Origin of the sequence: Kaistella sp. 97-N-M2, assembly GCF_021513235.1 — a bacterium.
Taxonomy (GTDB): Bacteria; Bacteroidota; Bacteroidia; order Flavobacteriales; family Weeksellaceae; genus Kaistella.
This window is the reverse complement of the sequence record NZ_CP090976.1, coordinates 430,100-447,638: the sequence shown is the minus strand read 5'-3', so window position 1 is coordinate 447,638 and position 17,539 is coordinate 430,100. Positions and strand designations below refer to the sequence as shown.

Below are 17,539 nucleotides of genomic sequence, written 5' to 3'. Positions count from 1 at the left end.
TCAAAATGTTTCCAAATTGCATTGGTGTCTTTAGAGAATATTGTTAATTCTTTGTCAATTTCATCTGCTTTAATATCATTATGACTCTTAAAGATTATTGTTCCATTGAATAAAATTAGATTTTCATTAATGTCTGTTTCTTTATATTTGATGGAAATTCCTTGAATTTTTTTATCACATCATCATAAAGCTTAATATTACTTCTTTCTATGTAATAAAAGGAAGATCGACGAATGTAAAAAACAGCCCAAATTGTTAAGATTACTGGAATAATAAATTGAAAAAATTCAATTAGTGCACTAAAAGTTAATTTATTAAAATACTTTAAAATTAATTCAATCATGTGTTTTTTTAATGTTGGCTAACTCTCAAATATACGCAACTCAATCATTCCCTGCACTTCTTTTTTATCACTCCTTCTCGAAATTTAATGTTTTGATTTTCAATGATATATTCGATACAAACGAATACAAACGAAAATAAACACTTCTGTACCGACTAATTTTGGATCGCCGATGAACCTTTGTCCCAGAGATTCGAGGAAAATCAGTGAGACTCGTTTCTAATGTTTAACTATAAAATTTAAAGTCATGTCACTTAGAAACAAAGTTACCCTTATCGGTAGAACAGGAAAAGAGGTCGAAATCGTGAAATTCGACAACGGAAAATTAGCCAAAGTAAGCTTGGCAACCACCGATCATTACACCAATGCACTCGGCGAAAAAGTGGAGGAAACGCAATGGCACAACCTGGTAGTGAACGGAAAACTGGCCGACATTATGGAGAAATATGTCGAAAAAGGCAAAGAGATTGCCGTGGAAGGCAAAATTGTATACCGCAATTACGAAGATAAGGAAGGCGTGAAGCGCTTTACCACCGATATTCGGGTAGATCAGCTCGTGCTTTTGAGCGGGAAATAAAAGAGAAGGGAAGCCGGATTTCCGTTGATTTTCGGCTTCCTTCTTTTAAAATTAATGATAAAACATCAAATCATGAAAACACAAATATTTAAAATACGCCTTGCGGAGGAATTTATCCACGCGGATCAAAAGCTGCTCGACCGGTTTTTGCAGGAAAATAACATCCTGAAATACGAAACTGCTTTCGTAAAAGACGAAGAAAATTACTGGTCCGTCATCCTTTATTACGAGGAATTAAAAGTGCAGGTCAACGAAGCAAAACCTGAAAAATACAGCGCCGAACAGGAGCAGTTGAACCCTGATGAAATAAAAATTCTAGATTGTCTGAAATTGTGGCGCACGGAAAAAGCCAAAGAAAAAAGCCTGCCCGTTTATTTGATCGCGACGAATAAAGAATTGCTCTCCATTGCGAAATACAAACCGATTAAGAAAGAAGAGCTGCTGGACATCAAAGGTTTCGGCAAATATAAAATCGAAAACTACGGCGAGGAGATTATTGAAATCTTGGAAATGGCGTAGCTGCAACCTTTTATATCTGAAAACCGGAGAAACCTTCGGTTTTTTTCAGGAACCGCGGCGATCTTCAGATTGCTGTTGAGGTAAAAGGTCCGGAGATTTTTTTCTACATTTATAAAATGGAAATCATCATTAGAAAAATAAAAAAGTCTGATAACCCAACTTTAGCACGCATTATTCGCAGTTGCTTTCATGATTTTGAGGTTCCCACGGCCGGAACGGTTTACGAAGATCCTACAACAGATATGCTGTTCGAATTATTTAACACCGATAAAGCGGCGCTTTTCGTCGCGGAAGCGAACGGCAGTTTATGCGGCTGCTGTGGCATTTTTCCCACGGAAGGCTTGCCCGAGGAGTGCGCAGAACTCGTGAAGTTTTATATTCATAAAGATTTTCGTGAACAAGGTTTGGGCAAAAAACTCATGGAAGCCAGTATTGATTTTGCAAAAAGTGCCGGCTACAAATCCATTTATATCGAAAGTCTGCCCGAATTTTCTACGGCCGTTTCCATTTATGAAAGGCAGGGTTTCCGGTATCTAAAAAAAGCCCTCGGCAATTCGGGGCACAGTGGCTGCAACCTGTGGATGATCAAGCATCTTTAGGGATTTCGATGAATAATTTTGTATTTTTGCGCACCGCCGTAAGTTTATTGCCGGCGATTACCCATTACTTATTATTCATTATCCCAATTTATGAAGCCCAGTTTAGCCAAAGGAACGCGAGATTTTTCCGCGGAAGAAGTTTACCGCAGAAAGTTTATCACGAATATTTTACAGCAGAATTTTGAACTTTTTGGTTTCCAGCCTTTGGAAACGCCGAGTTTCGAAAATCTTTCAACATTAACGGGAAAGTACGGCGAAGAAGGCGATCGCTTGATATTTAAAATTCTAAATTCGGGGGATTACGCTGCCAAAACAAAAGACGATGACTGGACCGCTAAAAATTCGCAGAAACTCATCTCGCAGATTTCTGAAAAAGCCCTTCGTTACGATTTAACCGTGCCTTTCGCAAGATATGTTGCAATGAATCACGGACAAATGACTTTCCCTTTCAAACGCTATCAGATTCAGCCCGTTTGGCGCGCCGACCGCCCACAGAAAGGGCGTTTCCGCGAGTTCTACCAATGCGACGCCGATGTGGTGGGCAGCGAAAGTTTGTGGCAGGAAGTAGAGTTGGTGCAGTTGTATTTAAAATCTTTTTCAGAATTAAAAATTCCCGTCACGATTCATTTGAACAACCGAAAAATTCTTTCCGGCCTGGCAGAATTAGCGGGGATTTCAGACCAACTGATCGATTTTACGGTTGCGCTGGACAAGCTCGACAAAATTGGAAAAGAAGGCGTAGTAAAAGAATTATTGGAAAAAAATATTTCCCAAGCTTCGATTGATCAGTTGGATTTCCTTTTCTCTCAAAGCGACGACGCTCTCGAAAACGTATTGCAGCTGAAAGAAAAATTCAAAGGAAACGAAGTCGGAACGAGCGGCGTAGAAGAGCTGGAGTTTGTTTTAACCAATAGTCTGGAACTCGGAATTCCGCCGGAAAATTTAAAATTCAATATTACTTTAGCCCGCGGTTTAGATTATTATACGGGCGCTATTTTCGAAGTCAAAGCCAACAACGTTGCCATGGGTTCCATCGGTGGTGGCGGACGTTACGACAATTTAACCGAAGTTTTCGGCGTGAAAAACATTCCTGGAATAGGCATTTCTTTCGGTTTGGACCGGATTTATCTCGTCATGGAAGAGCTCGGTTTGTTTCCGGAAGATTCCGTAAAAACTGTGCACTATCTTTTCGCGAATTACGGCGAAACCGAATCTCTCGCCGCTATGAAAGTCATTGCTCAGCTGCGGGCAAAAGGAATTTCGGCAGAACTGTATCCCGAATCAGCAAAATTGAAAAAGCAGTTTACGTACGCTGAAAAGAAAGGAATTCCGAACTTAGTTTTCTATGGTGAACAGGAAATTTCCGAGGGAAAAATTACGGTTAAAGATTTGAAAACGGGTGAACAGATTATTCAGACAACTGAAGAGTTTCTTGGCTAATCAGGAATTAACCGTGTCAAGGTTCTAAACCTTGACACGGTTGAGATAAAAAGGATTTCCTTTTAAACTTTACTAATTGAAATCGAAGATTCCACGAAGTCAACCGCCTTTGCGTGCTAAAAAGCGAGAAAACGGGTTGTTGGGAATTAAATCTTTGTCTCGCCGGTTATAATATATTTCGGATTATATATAAGTAAGAGTCGCATTGTAACATAATTAACAACTCAAAAAATGTGGTGGATTTACGCTTTGCTTTCAGCTTTCTTTGCCGCGCTAACCGCGATTTTTGCAAAAGTTGGCGTGGAGAATGTCAACTCGAATTTAGCTACGGCTATTCGGACGGTGGTTGTTTTAATCATGATTTGGATGATTGTTTTCTTCCGAAATGAATACAAAGCGATCGGCGAATTGTCCCAAAAAAACTGGATTTTCCTCACCATCTCTGGATTTGCAACCGGACTTTCCTGGATCTTTTATTTTAAAGCTTTGCAAATGGGCGAAGTTTCCAAAGTCGCTGGCGTCGATAAACTCAGTCTGGCTTTAACCATCATTTTTGCGGTCGTATTTCTGGGTGAAAGTTTAAGTTGGAAAAGCGCGGTGGGTGCCACTTTAATCATCGCGGGAACCTTATTTTTAATCGGGAAATAAAGGAAAACTAATCTTCCCAGCCGCAAAGTTCTTTTCCTGAAGTCTTTGCTTTTTGAATGCTTACCTTGATGATGTCGGCTTTGCAATTAGACAGTCCCCGACAGGTTTTTGAATAATGGTACTTTTTGCCGCCGGTGCTGTTGCAAAGATACACATCGGTTTTTGTGACAACAGTTCCCTGCCAATTTAAAATAACGATTAAAAAGAGCAGTAAAGGTTTTTTCATTGACAGCGAATTAAATTTCGAGGGTTTATTAAATTGTTACTCTTCTAAATTACTGGTGCAAATATAGATAATACGTTGGAAACGTTTTTACCCAGATAGTTACTTCCAAATTTGTTTTTATATTTCTAATTTTACAGAAAAATCTGCCATGGAAAATTATCTCGACATCAACCGGAAACTGTGGAATGCAAAAGTAGATTCCCACCTGAAATCTGATTTTTACTTCGTCGACGAATTTCTAAAAGGCAGAACTTCCCTAAATTCAATTGAACTCGCACTCTTAGGCGACATCAAAGACAAAAAAATACTGCATTTGCAATGTCATTTCGGGCAGGATTCTATTTCGCTGTCGCGTTTGGGTGCCAAAATTACGGGCGTCGATCTTTCCGACAAAGCCCTCGAAGCCGCGCAGGATTTAGCCGAAAAATGTGGAACCGATACCCAATTTGTTCTCTCCGATATTTATGATCTGCCCAATGTTCTCCACGAAAAATTCGATATCGTATATACTTCTTACGGCGTTATCGGTTGGCTACCGGATCTGGAAAAGTGGGGTCGCGTCATCGCGCATTTCCTGAATCCCGGCGGAAAACTCATTCTCGTGGAATTTCATCCCGTGGTCTGGATGTACGACGACGATTTTACTTTTGTTAAATACAGCTATTTTAACGACGAAATAATCTCCCAAACCAGCGACGGAACTTACGCCGACCGCACCGCCGAGATAGCCGAGGAAGAAATTAGCTGGAATCACCCCACCGCCGATGTTTTAACGGGCGTACTCCAGGCAAACCTCGAAATCAGGTTCTTTCAGGAATACAACTGGTCGCCGTATCCCTGCTTTCGCCACACCGAAGAATTCGAAAAAGGCAAATACCGCCTCGCGCCTTTCGGAAATAAAGTTCCGCTCGTATTTTCGCTCGTCGCACAAAAAAAATAAAAACCAGCGAAATTTGCTTTTAAATCACAAAAATTTGTATCATTGCAAATCGAAAATTCAGCGGTCAAAACCCAGGATTTCGAGAAACGGGGGATTAGCTCATCTGGCTAGAGCGTTAGACTGGCAGTCTAAAGGTGGTCGGTTCGATCCCGATATCCTCCACAACCACTTATTTTCGGATAGGTGGTTTTTTTTGGGCGCACATTTCCGGCTTTCCACTCCAATTCCTCGCGCCCCAGCTTTGCCCTCGCGTGCTGCGGGATTTCCGTTGCAATCCGGGGCGCAGGCAGTTATCATTCAAAAAGAAGTTCTTCAATCCAGTGTATTTACGTTCTTTTTGTTAAAAAAATTAACGGTGGATGTACGCATTAAAGTTACAGGCTCAATTTATTATCCTATAAAAATTCCGTATTTTTGCCAATCCCGGAAATTCAGATTCGGAGCATAAAAATGAAAGATTCCAAAGAATATATCGAAGTTTACGGCGCCCGTGAACACAATTTAAAAAATATTGACGTTAAAATCCCCCGCAACGAACTTGTTGTGATTACGGGACTTTCCGGCAGCGGCAAATCTTCCCTGGCTTTTGATACCATTTTTGCAGAAGGCCAAAGAAGATACATCGAAACCTTTTCTGCCTACGCGAGACAGTTTTTGGGCGGGCTGGAGCGTCCGGATGTCGACAAGATCGACGGACTTTCTCCCGTTATCGCCATCGAGCAGAAGACCACGAACAAAAATCCACGTTCCACCGTAGGAACCGTAACCGAACTTTACGATTATCTGCGTTTGCTTTTCGCCAGAGTTTCAGATGCGTATTCCTTAAACTCGGGAAAAAAACTCGTGAGTTATACCGAAGATCAAATCCTCGACGCCATCACCAAAAATTATAAAGGCGAAAAAGTAATGCTTTTGGCGCCCGTTGTTCGGTCCCGAAAAGGACATTACCACGAACTTTTTATCCAGATGTCCAAAAAAGGCTACGGCCAGGCCCGAATTGATGGCGAACTGCTGGATATTGAGTACGACTTAAAACTCGACCGGTACAAAACCCACGATATCGATATCGTGATCGACCGCTGGATCATTGGCGAAAGCGCCTCCGAAAAACGCATGGAGCAGTCGCTGAAAACCGCGCTGCACATGGGCGAAGGCGTGATCGGAATTCAAAAATTGGGCAGTACGGAGATCGATTATTTTTCCAAAAATTTAATGGATGCCGAAAGTGGCCAGTCCCTCGCCTTGCCGGAGCCGAATACATTTTCTTTCAATTCCCCGAAAGGCAGCTGTCCGTACTGCAAAGGATTAGGCACCGTAAAAAAGGTAAACACCGATTACTTTGTCGAAAATCCAAAACTGTCCATCAACCAAAGCGGTTTGCTGCCTTTGGAAGACATGAAATCCAACAAGTGGGTTTTGGGTCAGATCAAAAATATTCTGGAGATTTTCGGCCTGAGTTTGGGGACACCTTTCAAAGATATCCCCGAAGAAGCACTGGAATACATGTATCACGGCTGTCACAAAGAATTCAATAAAGATCTGAAGTACGCCGGCATATCGAAAAAAATAAAAGTCAATTTCGACGGTCTGGTACCGATTATCAACGAGATGATCGAAGATAAAGAGAGCTACGATGCGATTTTGCTCGAGCGGCATTTCACTACGGAAGAAACCTGTCCCGAATGTAAAGGAACAAGGCTTCAGCCTTCAAGTTTAAGTTTTAAGATCGATGGGCGCAATATTGCGGAAATCAACGCACTTTCCCTGTCGGATCTGAAAATCTGGCTGAATGAGGTTGAAGAAACCTTCAGCGATAAAAATAAAATTATCGCCCACGAAATTCTAAAGGAAATTAAAACACGCCTGCAGTTTCTGCTCGATGTTGGTTTGGAATATTTAAGCTTAAGCCGAAGTTCGCGAACGCTTTCGGGCGGCGAATCCCAACGGATCCGGTTGGCAACACAGATCGGTTCTCAGTTGGTAAACGTACTGTATATTTTAGATGAACCTTCCATAGGTTTGCACCAAAGAGATAATGAAAGGCTCATCGCGTCGCTGAAAAATTTACGCGACATCGGAAATTCGGTGATCGTGGTCGAACACGACAAAGACATGATTATGGAAGCGGATGAGGTTCTGGATATCGGGCCACGCGCCGGAAAATTTGGTGGCGAGATCTTGTGGCAGGGAAAACCGGAAGATCTGCTCAAAGCCGATACAATTACCGCAGATTATATCACAGGAAAACGCAAAATCGAAATCCCCGAAACCCGAAGAGAAGGCAACGGCAAATCCATCGTCTTGAAAGGCGCCACCGGAAACAACCTGAAAAACGTCAATCTCGAAATTCCCCTGGGAAAACTCGTCGTCGTTACGGGTATTTCCGGCAGCGGAAAATCTTCGTTGATCAACGGAACTTTATATCCGATTCTGAACCGTCACTTCTACCGCAGCGTTCAGGAACCTTTGCCTTATAAAAAAATCGAAGGCATCGACAATATCGACAAAATTGTGGATGTCGATCAAACGCCCATCGGCCGAACGCCGCGTTCCAATCCCGCAACTTATACGGGAATGTTTACGGATATCAGAAATCTTTTTGCAGAGTTGCCCGAATCCAAGATCCGTGGTTACAAAGCCGGCCGGTTTTCTTTCAATGTGAAAGGTGGCCGGTGCGAAACCTGTCAGGGCGGCGGCTTGAAGGTCATCGAAATGAATTTCCTGCCCGATGTTTACGTACACTGCGAAACGTGTAACGGAAAACGCTTTAACCGCGAAACTTTGGAAGTCCGCTACAAAGGAAAATCGATTTCCGATGTTCTGGAAATGACAATTGACGAGGCGACCGAATTTTTCCAGCCAATTCCAAAAATTTACGCCCGCGTGAAAACCATGCAGGATGTCGGTCTCGGATATATCACAATGGGGCAGCAATCTACAACTTTGAGTGGGGGCGAAGCGCAGCGCATTAAACTCGCCACCGAATTATCGAAAAGACAAACCGGAAATACGCTGTATATTTTAGATGAGCCGACTACCGGTCTCCACTTCGAGGACGTGAAAATTTTGATGGAAGCCATTAATAAACTCGTCGATTTGGGAAATTCCTTTATCATCATAGAACACAATCTCGATGTCATCAAGCTGGCAGATTACATCATCGATGTGGGTCCGGAAGGCGGCAAACACGGTGGTGAAATCATCGCGAAAGGAACGCCGGAAGAACTGATAAAATCGAGAAAAAGTTTAACAGCAAAATATTTGAAAAAGGAACTTCAACAGGATATTTGATCTCCTTACTTAAAGGAAAAAGTTTCCCAGATTTAAAAAACCGAATCCTTTTCGGTTTTTTTATTTACTTTTACGTTCATATTAAAATGCATGAATCCCTTTGTTGATGTTGCTTTGCGAAGTCTTGCCTTGTACCTTTTTATGTTTGCGGCCATTCGGATTTTTGGAAAAAATCAATTATCGCAACTCAACGCGGGAGATATTGTTTTGCTGCTTTTGATTTCCAATGCGGTACAAAATGCCATGGTGGGATCAAACATCAGTCTGGAAGGAGGACTGGTGGCGGCGTCAGTTCTTTTCGTGGCCAATTTTGCTTTAAAAAAGGTTATTTTTAAAAATCCTAAGATCAAAAGCTTTTTGGAATCTGATCTCATTATTTTAATCAAAGACGGCGTGGTTGATAATGTGAAGATGAACCACGAAGAGATCAGTTTTGACGAGTTGGAGGAAACGGTTCGCGAACATGGCGTTGAAAAAATCCAAGATGTTAAACTCGCCGTTCTCGAAGTTGATGGCAACATTAGTGTGGTCTCCTTTGAGCCGGGAACGAATAAAACAAATTTTACGCGCCACAAAAGAAAATTTCCGCGGAAAAGCCACCGCATTTAAATTAATTACAAAACCAATGAATTACGAAATTCGCGAAATGCAAGCAACAGACGGCGATCAGGTGATCGCTATTTTTGAGGAAGGAATTGCGGGCGGAAATGCCACCTTCGATCCCACCGCACCGAATTGGGAAGGTTGGGACCAAAAATATTTTAATATCTGCCGTTTTGTTTTGGAAAACGAAAGCGGTGACATCGTTGGTTGGGCAGCGTTGCAACCCGTCAGCACCCGTGACTGCTTCAAAGGTGTCGCTGAAGTGAGTATTTATCTGGCAAATTCGGTTCAGGGAAAAGGCCTGGGTTCGATGTTGCTGAAAAAATTAATTCTCGACAGCGAGGAGCACGATTTCTGGACGCTGCAGGCCGGGATTTTCCCCGAAAATGAAGCCAGCATTTACGTTCACAAAAAATATGGGTTTAGGGAAGTGGGTTATCGCGAAAAAATCGGGGAGATGAATGGCGTGTGGCGCGACATTATTTTTCTGGAAAGGCGAAGCAAAATTGTGGGCGTTTAAAGATATTTCACGTCAATTCATATTTTTAAATGGCAAAAGAAGGAAAGCTCATTATAAAATAATTTGAAGCCGACCGTTTACTTTTAAACCTTTTTGCCCTAATTTTGCGCTATGCCAAAAGAATTTCAATTTCAAGCCTCGCCGGAAGCGGCTTCCTCGGACGAATTATTAGCCAAACAGGTTGCGAAATTCTGCAAAATAAATCCGGCCGAAATTCAGAAGGTGGTCGTCTTAAAACGGTCGGTCGACGCACGGCAAAAATCCATCAAAGTTAATCTGAAAGGAATTGCCTATTTAAGGGGCGAAAATTATACTCTTGATAAAATCGAATTGCCCGATTATCCCAATGTTGAGAACAAGCAGGAAGTCATTGTCGTGGGCGCGGGTCCGGCTGGTTTATTTGCGGCGTTGCAACTGATCGAATTGGGCTTAAAACCTATAATTATTGAGCGTGGTAAGGACGTCCGCGGTCGACGCCGCGATTTGAAAGCCATTAATGTTGATGGCATCGTTAACCAAGATTCCAATTACTGCTTTGGCGAAGGCGGCGCTGGAACTTATTCCGACGGAAAACTTTACACCCGTTCCAAAAAGCGCGGCGATATCGATCGTATTTTGGAACTTTTTGTGGCTTTTGGCGCCACGCCGGACATTATGGTTGAAGCGCATCCGCATATCGGCACGAACAAATTGCCTCAAATTATTCAGGATATTCGGGAAAAAATCATCGAATGCGGCGGCAAAGTTTTATTTGAATCGCGCGTCATCGATTTCGCTATTAAAAATAATCAAATTGAAGGCGTTCTGCTTCAAAACGGAACTGCGGTTGCTGCGCAGAAAGTGATATTAGCTACGGGCCATTCCGCGCGCGATATTTTCGAACTTCTGCACCAAAAGAATATTTTTATCGAGGCGAAAGCTTTCGCATTAGGCGTTCGGGCAGAACATCCGCAAACTTTGATCGATAAAATTCAGTATTCCTGCGATTATCGCGGCGATTTTTTGCCGCCGGCACCTTATGCGGTGGTCAAACAGATTAAGGGTCGCGGAATGTATTCCTTTTGTATGTGCCCCGGCGGCGTTATTGCGCCGTGTGCAACCAGTCCCGGCGAAGTGGTAACGAATGGCTGGTCGCCCTCCAAAAGAGATCAGCCCACGGCGAATTCCGGAATTGTGGTTGAACTGAAGCTGGAAGATTTCAAAGCTTATCAAAAATTTGGACCCTTGGCCGGCATGGAATTTCAGAAAGCCATCGAGCAGAAGGCCTGGCATCTCGCCGGCGAAACTCAGAAAGCTCCGGCGCAGCGGATGGTGGATTTCACCCAGCGCAAACTTTCTCAGCATATCCCTAAAACCTCGTACGTTCCCGGAACGACTTCCGTAGAAATGGGCCAGGTTTTGCCGGGCTTTCTTACGCAGATTATGCGCGAAGGTTTTCTGGAATTCGAAAAATCGATGAAAGGTTATCTAACCAACGACGCCATTTTACACGCTCCAGAATCCCGAACTTCTTCACCAGTTCGTATTCCGCGGGATGATTTTTCTTTGGAACATCTTCAGATTAAAGGATTGTATCCGTGTGGTGAAGGAGCCGGTTATGCGGGAGGAATTATTTCTGCGGCCATTGACGGGGAGAAATGTGCTTTGAAAGTGGCGGAGAGTTTGAAAACTTTTAGTTGATAGTTGTCGGTTTATGGTTGATTGTTGATTGTTGATTGTGGATTGTTCTAATTTCAATAAATAATAGATTAGATGAAAATTACTTTTTTTTGTTTCAAATTTTATTATTAAATTTAATAATTCCAGAAAACAAATGAATGAAAACTATTCTTAACATATTTTTACTCAACGGATTTTTATTGCTACTTAACTCCTGCGTTCCTATACAAGAGTTGGATGAAAGTTATAATCAAATGGAACAAACTTATGTTACCAACACCAATAACGTTAATCCCATTGGAATTCATTATCCATTGGAAACAAGAAATCCTTTTTATTACAAAACCACTGATGGTGGCTCTTATTTACAAGATGAATATTACCGCGATCGTGAAGGAAAAATTTACTTTAATGGCCATGTTATAGGTCAAGACAATGTTTTTGATCAACCCGCCGTTATCGGAAAGTCACAGCCAAGATTTCTTCCAAATCCTATGGGATTTTTACCACCCGTAGATTTTGATGATCCTTTGCAAACTAACATGAGTAGAGAGGGAAATTCAACTCCAACAAAACGAAGCGGTTCGAATTCAAATACTTATCCCGGATCTTTTAATCAATCAACTAGAAAATAAATCATTTTTAAGATGTTAAAAAAATGGTAAAAACTTTTTAATAAAATTTTTTGGCATCAAAATGGAAATGTTGCTTGTAACCTTAAATAGTTTACAATGAAAAATTTACTTAAAATAGCAGCACTTTCCTCATTCGCATTTTTTATGGCTTCTTGTGGATCTGCAAATGATGTTTACGGAAACAGCAATTCAAACAACGGAGTGTATCGAAGTTCAGACGGTACGGTTTACAGACAAGGCGAAATTTACCGCGACAGAAACGGAAACATTTACCAGAACGGCCGTGTTATCGGAACAGATGGTTCATACGGCAGACCAGGTGTTATTGTGAGGAATGGTGGTACAAACAATGTCTACTATCCGAAGAACAGACAAAGAAAACTTCCACCGGGGCAGGCGAAAAAAATATACGGTGGCAATGCGAGAGATTACGCGCCAGGACAGGTTAAAAAACGATCAAATGCAAATGGGAATACATATAATGGTGGTTTTAAGAATAAGGCCAAGCGCAACGAAGATCAAAAAATTTTTAAAAAGAATGAGATTCGCAAATCCGAAAATAAACGTGGCGAAGAGAAAAAGGAAGGTTTCAGAAAATGAAACAGTCTGGAACAATAAAAGAAAGCGGGAAAAATTTTCCCGCTTTTTTTTAATTGTAATGATATCGTTATCGGTCGATAGAACCTAAAACCTTCTGTGCAAAATTATTCAATGCATCTCTTTCTGCCATTCCGTTGGCTACATTAGCGTGAACTTCCAAAGCGCCACAAATGTTCGTAATTAACTCGCCGGCCACGTTTAGATCCTCTTCCGTTATTCCGCGAAACTCCGAGAAGGCTTCTAAAACCTCTAAAGTTTTTTCTAAAGTTTCAACGGTTTGAGTTTGATAAAACTGTCTTATAATTGGTAGTTTCATTAGTTCAGTTCATTAAAGAGATTGATAAGACTTTCGGCCTGGTTGGATTGTACCTGATTCACCAGTTCGCCATTTTGAAAGATCGCAAACGTAGGTAAATTATCTACATTTGCCAACTTTCGGCTTTCCGGTAATTTTTCGGCATCAACATACAGAAAAGGAATTGCATCGTTTTCCGCCGCCAGTTTCTTAAATTTTGGCTTCATGATGCGGCAGTTGCCACACCAGGTTGCACCGTATTGTACCACTACTTTTTCATTGTCTGCAACAATCTGTTGCAAGGTGTCTTCTGCTAATTCTGTGTACATAATTCTTAGTTTTGAGCGGCTAAATATTCTGCGGTGGATTTTCTGTTGGCCTGCATGGCTTCTTTACCTTCTTCCCAGTTTGCGGGACAAACTTCACCATGTTTTTGTACGTGTGTATACGCATCGATTAAGCGCAAATATTCTTTTACGTTTCTTCCTAAAGGCATATCGTTTACGGATTCGTGGAAGATTTTTCCGGTTTCATCAATCAGGTAAGTCGCTCTGTACGTAACGTTGGATCCGGTGAAAGATTCGTTTCCTTCTTCGTCATAATCAAAATCCTGATCTACAATTCCTAAAAGGTTTGCCAGCTGTCTGTGCGTATCTGCAAGAATCGGATACGTAACACCTTCGATGCCGCCATTATCTTTTGCCGTATTTAACCACGCAAAATGGACTTCGTTGGTGTCGCAAGAAGCTCCAATTACTTTTGTATTTCTTTTTTCGAATTCTCCTAAAGCCTCCTGAAAGGCGTGTAACTCCGTCGGACAAACAAAAGTAAAATCTTTTGGATACCAAAATAAAACAACTTTTTGCTCGTTTTGGGTTGTTTGTTCGAAAATGTTGATTTTTAAATCATCACCCATTTCACTCATGGCGTCGATTGCGATATTCGGGAATTTCTTTCCTACTAATGACATAATAATATGGTTTTAAAATTTGATAGTGCAAAAGTACAATGTTTTTATCAATTAAAAAACAGTTTTCGATTTATAAAATCTATAACAGTAAAATTTTGATTGAATCCTTTGTAACTCCCGTAAATTTACCAAAACTAGCCGTGAAATGCCAGTTTATTGATAAATGTCATATCGTTGAGACGCGTTCATCATATTCAGGCTTTCTCAGAAATTATAAGTAAATTCACGTTCTTAAACTTTTTCTTATGAAAAAAATTCTAGTGATCTTATTGGTCGCCTTCATCATCATTCAGTTTTTTCCAATTGATAAGAACAATCCGGCACCGACACCGCAAATGGATTTTCTAACCATCAAAAAAACGCCGGAAGCAACTTCGCGTTTAATCCGGAATGGCTGCTACGATTGCCACAGCAATGAAACTAAATATGTATGGTACTCGAATATTCAGCCCATCGCCTGGTTTTTGCAGAATCATATCGAGGAAGGCAGAAAACATCTTAACTTCTCAACTTTTGCCACCTACGAACCAAAACGTCAGGCACACAAGATGGAAGAAGCGCGCGAAATGATCGAAAAGGATGAAATGCCTTTAGATTCGTATGTTTTGGGGCATCCCGAAGCAAAATTTACGGAAGCGGAAAAGCAGGAACTGATTCGGTATTTTAAACTCGCAGAAAGCAATATCCGTTTGGAACACAATCTTCCGGCAGGAGAAAAAAATAAAGTTTATTTTAAATATGATGATTGACCACACAAAATATTACGTGTTTTATGACGGCGACTGCGGTTTCTGTAATTTTTGGGTGCAGTGGATTTTAACCAATGACTCTAAAGACCAGTTTCTTTTTTCTGCGTTGCAGTCAGAATTTGCACAACAGTTTTTAAAGGAACGAAACCTGGAAACCCACCAGCTCAGTACGCTTTATCTTTGGAAACCGAAATCTTTTTATCTGAAAAAATCGCAGGCAGCCCTGGCCATCGTCCGCATTTTAGGCGGAAAATACGCAGTCGCGGGTCATTTAAATTTTCTGCCAAATTTTATTTCGGACTTTGTGTACGATCAGATCGCGAAAAACAGAATGAAACTCGCCGCACAAAAATGCTTTGTACCTAATGCGGAGGAAAAGAAGAAATTTATTCTGTGATGAATTTTTTACATTCAGGAGGTTAAATAAGTGTTTAACAGAAACTTACCCTTATTATTAATTTTATTCTTCCATACGCAGCGCAATCCCGCGTGAGGGCGCAGGCGGAACTCCTTTTTTTTGCCAAATCTGCTTTGAACCGTAATCTTCCGAAAAAAAAGAGTGGGAGCCGAAGACCGGCCCGTGCACAGGGAATGCTGTGGCGAGGGACGCGCCCAAAAAATTAGAAAAATCCGGAACTTTAAACCTGAAACAAATTCATATATTTGCAATTATGGAATACAATACCAATAGAACACACTTACATATGCCGGAATACGGCAGAATTATACAGCAGCTGGTCGAACGCTGCAAAGAACTGGCTACAAAGGAGAAACGAAATGAAATGGCTGTCGCTATCGTCGATTTTATGGGGCAAAGAAATCCGCAGCTGCGTGATGAAGAGAATTATAAACATAAACTTTGGGACCATCTTTATATTTTAGCGAGCCACGATTTAGACGTGGATTCGCCATATCCATTTCCGACGGAAGAAGAATTGCAGGAAAAGCCCCGAAAAATGGATTATCCGAAACTGCAGGGCGATTTTAAATTTTACGGAAAAAGTATTTTACAGCTCATCGATAAAGCCATCGAACTGGAAGCAGGCGACGAAAAAGACGCCTTGATCCAGGTGATTGCGAACAACATGAAAAAATCTTATAACGTTTATAACAAGGAGCATGTGCAGGATGAGGTGATTTTCCGTCATTTGAAAGATCTCTCCGGAAACCGTTTGGATCTTACCGTTTTGGATTCGCTGGAAAAGAGTAAAATCTACTACGCCACCAACCGCAACAGCAACGGCAATAATAAGAACAACGGCCGGGGCAACCAAAACCAAAACAACAACCAGAATAAGCGCCGGAATTATCAAAATAATAAAAATCGAAACTAAGAATGAGCGGATCTTTTCAAATTAAAGGCGGCAAAAAGCTGCACGGAGAAATTACGCCGCAAGGTGCGAAAAATGAAGCCCTCCAAATCCTATGTGCGGTTTTATTAACCGATGAAGCCGTTCGCGTTAAAAATATTCCGGACATTCATGATGTCAACAGACTCATTGAAATTTTAGGTGATTTTGGCGTGAAAGTTACCAAAAACGGACACGGAGATTTCACCTTTCAGGCAGATGCCATCAATTTCGATTACATAAAATCCGCCGATTTTAAGAAAGACGGCGCCAAACTTAGAGGCTCTGTGATGCTTTTGGGGCCTATGTTAGCGAGGTTCGGCGAGGCGTATATGCCCACGCCGGGCGGTGATAAAATTGGAAGACGGCGTTTGGATACGCACTTTCAGGGATTGGTTGAACTGGGCGCAGATTTTCAGTACGACGAAAAAGAATTCTTTTATACGCTGAAGGCGAAGGAACTTCGCGGCAAATTTATTTTACTCGAAGAAGCTTCCGTTACGGGGACTGCAAACATCGTAATGGCCGCGGTTTTAGCCAAAGGAACGACAAGTATTTACAACGCTGCTTGCGAACCCTATCTGCAGCAGTTGTGCAAAATGCTGAACAGAATGGGTGCCAACATTTCCGGCATCGGTTCCAATCTGCTCACCATCGAAGGAGTTTCGCACCTTGGCGGTACAGACCATACCATGCTTCCGGATATGGTAGAGATCGGCTCCTGGATTGGCCTTGCCGCCATGACGAAATCTGAGATCACCATCAAAAATGTAAACTGGAACGAACTGGGTGTAATTCCCAATACGTTTCGCAAACTCGGCATCCACCTGGAGCGTCGCGGCGACGATATTTACATTCCCGCGCAGGAAAATTATAAAATTCAAAAGTTTATCGACGGTTCCATTTTAACGGTTTCGGATGCGCCCTGGCCAGGATTCACGCCGGATTTGCTCTCCATTATTCTGGTGGTGGCAACACAGGCCAAGGGAACGGTTTTGGTTCATCAGAAAATGTTCGAATCGCGGTTGTTCTTCGTCGATAAACTCATCGATATGGGTGCGCAGATTATTTTGTGCGATCCGCACAGAGCCACCATCGTAGGGCTGAATCACGAATATCCGTTGCGCGGAACAACCATGATTTCCCCCGACATCCGCGCCGGAAATGCCATGCTCATCGCCGCACTTTCAGCGGAAGGAACCTCCACCATTCACAATATCGAGCAGATCGACCGCGGTTATGAAAACATCGACGGACGCTTAAAAGCCATCGGCGCCGATATTGAGAGGATTTAAAGCCAAAATTTACGCATAAAAAAAGCCATTTCACTTGTTGAAAGGGCTTTTTTTAGGAGCGCGAAGTCCGGTCTTCTTCCCGAAACCGTACCCGCTTTCCACTTTATCTTTTTATTTTTTGGCAAAAATAAAAAGGATGCCGTTGCAATCGGGGCTACAAGAAAGGACTTTTTTATATTTTAAAATTATTATAAAAGGGCTCTTTCTCGTCTTTTGATAAAGCTTTCAAAATTTACTGTCGTTAAAAAGACAATCCTTTATTAAGTCGCTTAAAAAATGCT

At 41.8% G+C, this 17,539-nt stretch carries 19 protein-coding genes, 1 tRNA gene and 1 pseudogene; 17 read left to right on the top strand and 4 right to left on the bottom strand.

Annotated elements, in window-relative coordinates; genetic code table 11:
* Positions 1–590: 590 nt before the first annotated feature.
* The 5 genes from L0B70_RS02175 (at position 591) to L0B70_RS02155 (ending at position 4,126) form a co-directional block, all read left to right on the top strand.
* Positions 591–920 carry a single-stranded DNA-binding protein gene (locus L0B70_RS02175; RefSeq protein ID WP_235142688.1) on the top strand — a complete coding sequence of 110 codons (330 nt, stop codon included), beginning with the start codon at positions 591–593 and terminating at the stop codon, positions 918–920.
* A gap of 72 nt (positions 921–992) precedes the next feature.
* Positions 993–1,439, top strand: a complete 447-nt coding sequence (locus tag L0B70_RS02170; protein WP_235142687.1) for an HRDC domain-containing protein — start codon at positions 993–995, stop codon at positions 1,437–1,439.
* Positions 1,440–1,555: 116 nt separating this feature from the next.
* Positions 1,556–2,038, top strand: a complete 483-nt coding sequence (locus L0B70_RS02165) for a GNAT family N-acetyltransferase (RefSeq protein WP_235142686.1) — start codon at positions 1,556–1,558, stop codon at positions 2,036–2,038.
* Positions 2,039–2,128: 90 nt separating this feature from the next.
* Positions 2,129–3,478: a histidine--tRNA ligase gene (hisS, locus tag L0B70_RS02160; protein WP_235142685.1), complete on the top strand. Its 1,350-nt coding sequence runs from the start codon at positions 2,129–2,131 to the stop codon at positions 3,476–3,478.
* A gap of 231 nt (positions 3,479–3,709) precedes the next feature.
* A complete protein-coding gene (locus tag L0B70_RS02155) occupies positions 3,710–4,126 on the top strand; it encodes an EamA family transporter (protein ID WP_235142684.1) in 417 nt (138 codons plus the stop codon).
* Positions 4,127–4,133: 7 nt separating this feature from the next.
* On the opposite strand, the gene L0B70_RS02150 is transcribed toward L0B70_RS02155, so the two are convergent.
* A complete protein-coding gene (locus tag L0B70_RS02150) occupies positions 4,134–4,352 on the bottom strand; it encodes a hypothetical protein (protein ID WP_235142683.1) in 219 nt (72 codons plus the stop codon).
* 148 nt (positions 4,353–4,500) lie between these two features.
* Between L0B70_RS02150 and L0B70_RS02145 the strand changes: the two genes are divergently transcribed.
* From L0B70_RS02145 to L0B70_RS13505, 8 genes and pseudogenes are all read left to right on the top strand, one after another.
* The gene (locus tag L0B70_RS02145; RefSeq protein WP_235142682.1) at positions 4,501–5,292 is read left to right on the top strand and encodes a bifunctional 2-polyprenyl-6-hydroxyphenol methylase/3-demethylubiquinol 3-O-methyltransferase UbiG; all 792 of its coding nucleotides are present in this window, start codon (positions 4,501–4,503) and stop codon (positions 5,290–5,292) included.
* Positions 5,293–5,380: 88 nt separating this feature from the next.
* Positions 5,381–5,454, top strand: a tRNA-Ala gene (locus L0B70_RS02140).
* Positions 5,455–5,742: 288 nt separating this feature from the next.
* On the top strand, positions 5,743–8,583 hold the full coding sequence (gene uvrA / locus L0B70_RS02135; protein WP_235142681.1) for an excinuclease ABC subunit UvrA: 2,841 nt from the start codon (positions 5,743–5,745) through the stop codon (positions 8,581–8,583).
* Positions 8,584–8,673: 90 nt separating this feature from the next.
* Complete coding sequence (locus L0B70_RS02130) at positions 8,674–9,192, top strand: DUF421 domain-containing protein (RefSeq protein WP_235142680.1); 519 nt, start codon at positions 8,674–8,676, stop codon at positions 9,190–9,192.
* Positions 9,193–9,208: 16 nt separating this feature from the next.
* On the top strand, positions 9,209–9,706 hold the full coding sequence (locus L0B70_RS02125; protein ID WP_235142679.1) for a GNAT family N-acetyltransferase: 498 nt from the start codon (positions 9,209–9,211) through the stop codon (positions 9,704–9,706).
* A gap of 111 nt (positions 9,707–9,817) precedes the next feature.
* Positions 9,818–11,386, top strand: coding sequence for an NAD(P)/FAD-dependent oxidoreductase (locus L0B70_RS02120; protein ID WP_235142678.1), 1,569 nt, complete (start codon positions 9,818–9,820; stop codon positions 11,384–11,386).
* 137 nt (positions 11,387–11,523) lie between these two features.
* Positions 11,524–12,000: a hypothetical protein gene (locus L0B70_RS02115; RefSeq protein WP_235142677.1), complete on the top strand. Its 477-nt coding sequence runs from the start codon at positions 11,524–11,526 to the stop codon at positions 11,998–12,000.
* Between the two features lie 375 nt (positions 12,001–12,375).
* Positions 12,376–12,456 (top strand): annotated as a pseudogene (locus tag L0B70_RS13505) (quinol oxidase subunit 4); the annotation flags it as partial.
* A gap of 211 nt (positions 12,457–12,667) precedes the next feature.
* On the opposite strand, the gene L0B70_RS02105 reads toward L0B70_RS13505, so the two are convergent.
* Genes L0B70_RS02105 through L0B70_RS02095 form a run of 3 tightly spaced genes read right to left on the bottom strand, consistent with a single transcriptional unit; the run spans position 12,668 to position 13,865 of the window.
* Entirely contained in the window at positions 12,668–12,916 is a 249-nt protein-coding gene (locus L0B70_RS02105; protein WP_235142675.1) for a DUF6952 family protein, read from the bottom strand.
* A complete protein-coding gene (locus tag L0B70_RS02100; RefSeq protein ID WP_235142674.1) occupies positions 12,916–13,224 on the bottom strand; it encodes a thioredoxin family protein in 309 nt (102 codons plus the stop codon). The genes L0B70_RS02105 and L0B70_RS02100 overlap by 1 nt, the downstream gene beginning before the upstream one ends.
* A gap of 5 nt (positions 13,225–13,229) precedes the next feature.
* Positions 13,230–13,865: a peroxiredoxin gene (locus L0B70_RS02095; RefSeq protein ID WP_235142673.1), complete on the bottom strand. Its 636-nt coding sequence runs from the start codon at positions 13,863–13,865 to the stop codon at positions 13,230–13,232.
* 245 nt (positions 13,866–14,110) lie between these two features.
* On the opposite strand from L0B70_RS02095, the gene L0B70_RS02090 reads away from it, so the two are divergent.
* The 4 genes from L0B70_RS02090 to murA all read left to right on the top strand — a co-directional run bounded on the left by L0B70_RS02090 (position 14,111) and on the right by murA (position 17,258).
* Positions 14,111–14,614 (top strand): heme-binding domain-containing protein, encoded by a 504-nt coding sequence (locus L0B70_RS02090; protein WP_235142672.1) that lies wholly within the window; start codon positions 14,111–14,113, stop codon positions 14,612–14,614.
* Positions 14,604–15,011, top strand: coding sequence for a thiol-disulfide oxidoreductase DCC family protein (locus L0B70_RS02085; protein WP_235142671.1), 408 nt, complete (start codon positions 14,604–14,606; stop codon positions 15,009–15,011). The genes L0B70_RS02090 and L0B70_RS02085 overlap by 11 nt, the downstream gene beginning before the upstream one ends.
* Before the next feature lie 274 nt (positions 15,012–15,285).
* On the top strand, positions 15,286–15,948 hold the full coding sequence (locus L0B70_RS02080) for a DUF4290 domain-containing protein (RefSeq protein ID WP_235142670.1): 663 nt from the start codon (positions 15,286–15,288) through the stop codon (positions 15,946–15,948).
* Between the two features lie 2 nt (positions 15,949–15,950).
* Positions 15,951–17,258: a UDP-N-acetylglucosamine 1-carboxyvinyltransferase gene (gene murA, locus L0B70_RS02075; protein ID WP_235142669.1), complete on the top strand. Its 1,308-nt coding sequence runs from the start codon at positions 15,951–15,953 to the stop codon at positions 17,256–17,258.
* Positions 17,259–17,539 lie beyond the last annotated feature (281 nt).

What these genes read in the sequence shown, in the direction of transcription:
- L0B70_RS02155 (WP_235142684.1), top strand. Translation starts at nt 3,710, where the DNA reads ATGTGGTGGATTTACGCTTTGCTTTCAGCTTTCTTTGCCGCGCTAACC.
- L0B70_RS02130 (WP_235142680.1), top strand. Translation starts at nt 8,674, where the DNA reads ATGAATCCCTTTGTTGATGTTGCTTTGCGAAGTCTTGCCTTGTACCTT.
- L0B70_RS02175 (WP_235142688.1), top strand. Translation starts at nt 591, where the DNA reads ATGTCACTTAGAAACAAAGTTACCCTTATCGGTAGAACAGGAAAAGAG.
- L0B70_RS02170 (WP_235142687.1), top strand. Translation starts at nt 993, where the DNA reads ATGAAAACACAAATATTTAAAATACGCCTTGCGGAGGAATTTATCCAC.
- L0B70_RS02085 (WP_235142671.1), top strand. Translation starts at nt 14,604, where the DNA reads ATGATGATTGACCACACAAAATATTACGTGTTTTATGACGGCGACTGC.
- L0B70_RS02150 (WP_235142683.1), bottom strand. Translation starts at nt 4,352, where the DNA reads ATGAAAAAACCTTTACTGCTCTTTTTAATCGTTATTTTAAATTGGCAG.
- L0B70_RS02080 (WP_235142670.1), top strand. Translation starts at nt 15,286, where the DNA reads ATGGAATACAATACCAATAGAACACACTTACATATGCCGGAATACGGC.
- L0B70_RS02125 (WP_235142679.1), top strand. Translation starts at nt 9,209, where the DNA reads ATGAATTACGAAATTCGCGAAATGCAAGCAACAGACGGCGATCAGGTG.
- murA (WP_235142669.1), top strand. Translation starts at nt 15,951, where the DNA reads ATGAGCGGATCTTTTCAAATTAAAGGCGGCAAAAAGCTGCACGGAGAA.
- L0B70_RS02165 (WP_235142686.1), top strand. Translation starts at nt 1,556, where the DNA reads ATGGAAATCATCATTAGAAAAATAAAAAAGTCTGATAACCCAACTTTA.
- L0B70_RS02145 (WP_235142682.1), top strand. Translation starts at nt 4,501, where the DNA reads ATGGAAAATTATCTCGACATCAACCGGAAACTGTGGAATGCAAAAGTA.
- uvrA (WP_235142681.1), top strand. Translation starts at nt 5,743, where the DNA reads ATGAAAGATTCCAAAGAATATATCGAAGTTTACGGCGCCCGTGAACAC.
- L0B70_RS02090 (WP_235142672.1), top strand. Translation starts at nt 14,111, where the DNA reads ATGAAAAAAATTCTAGTGATCTTATTGGTCGCCTTCATCATCATTCAG.
- L0B70_RS02120 (WP_235142678.1), top strand. Translation starts at nt 9,818, where the DNA reads ATGCCAAAAGAATTTCAATTTCAAGCCTCGCCGGAAGCGGCTTCCTCG.
- L0B70_RS02115 (WP_235142677.1), top strand. Translation starts at nt 11,524, where the DNA reads ATGAAAACTATTCTTAACATATTTTTACTCAACGGATTTTTATTGCTA.
- L0B70_RS02100 (WP_235142674.1), bottom strand. Translation starts at nt 13,224, where the DNA reads ATGTACACAGAATTAGCAGAAGACACCTTGCAACAGATTGTTGCAGAC.
- L0B70_RS02095 (WP_235142673.1), bottom strand. Translation starts at nt 13,865, where the DNA reads ATGTCATTAGTAGGAAAGAAATTCCCGAATATCGCAATCGACGCCATG.
- hisS (WP_235142685.1), top strand. Translation starts at nt 2,129, where the DNA reads ATGAAGCCCAGTTTAGCCAAAGGAACGCGAGATTTTTCCGCGGAAGAA.
- L0B70_RS02105 (WP_235142675.1), bottom strand. Translation starts at nt 12,916, where the DNA reads ATGAAACTACCAATTATAAGACAGTTTTATCAAACTCAAACCGTTGAA.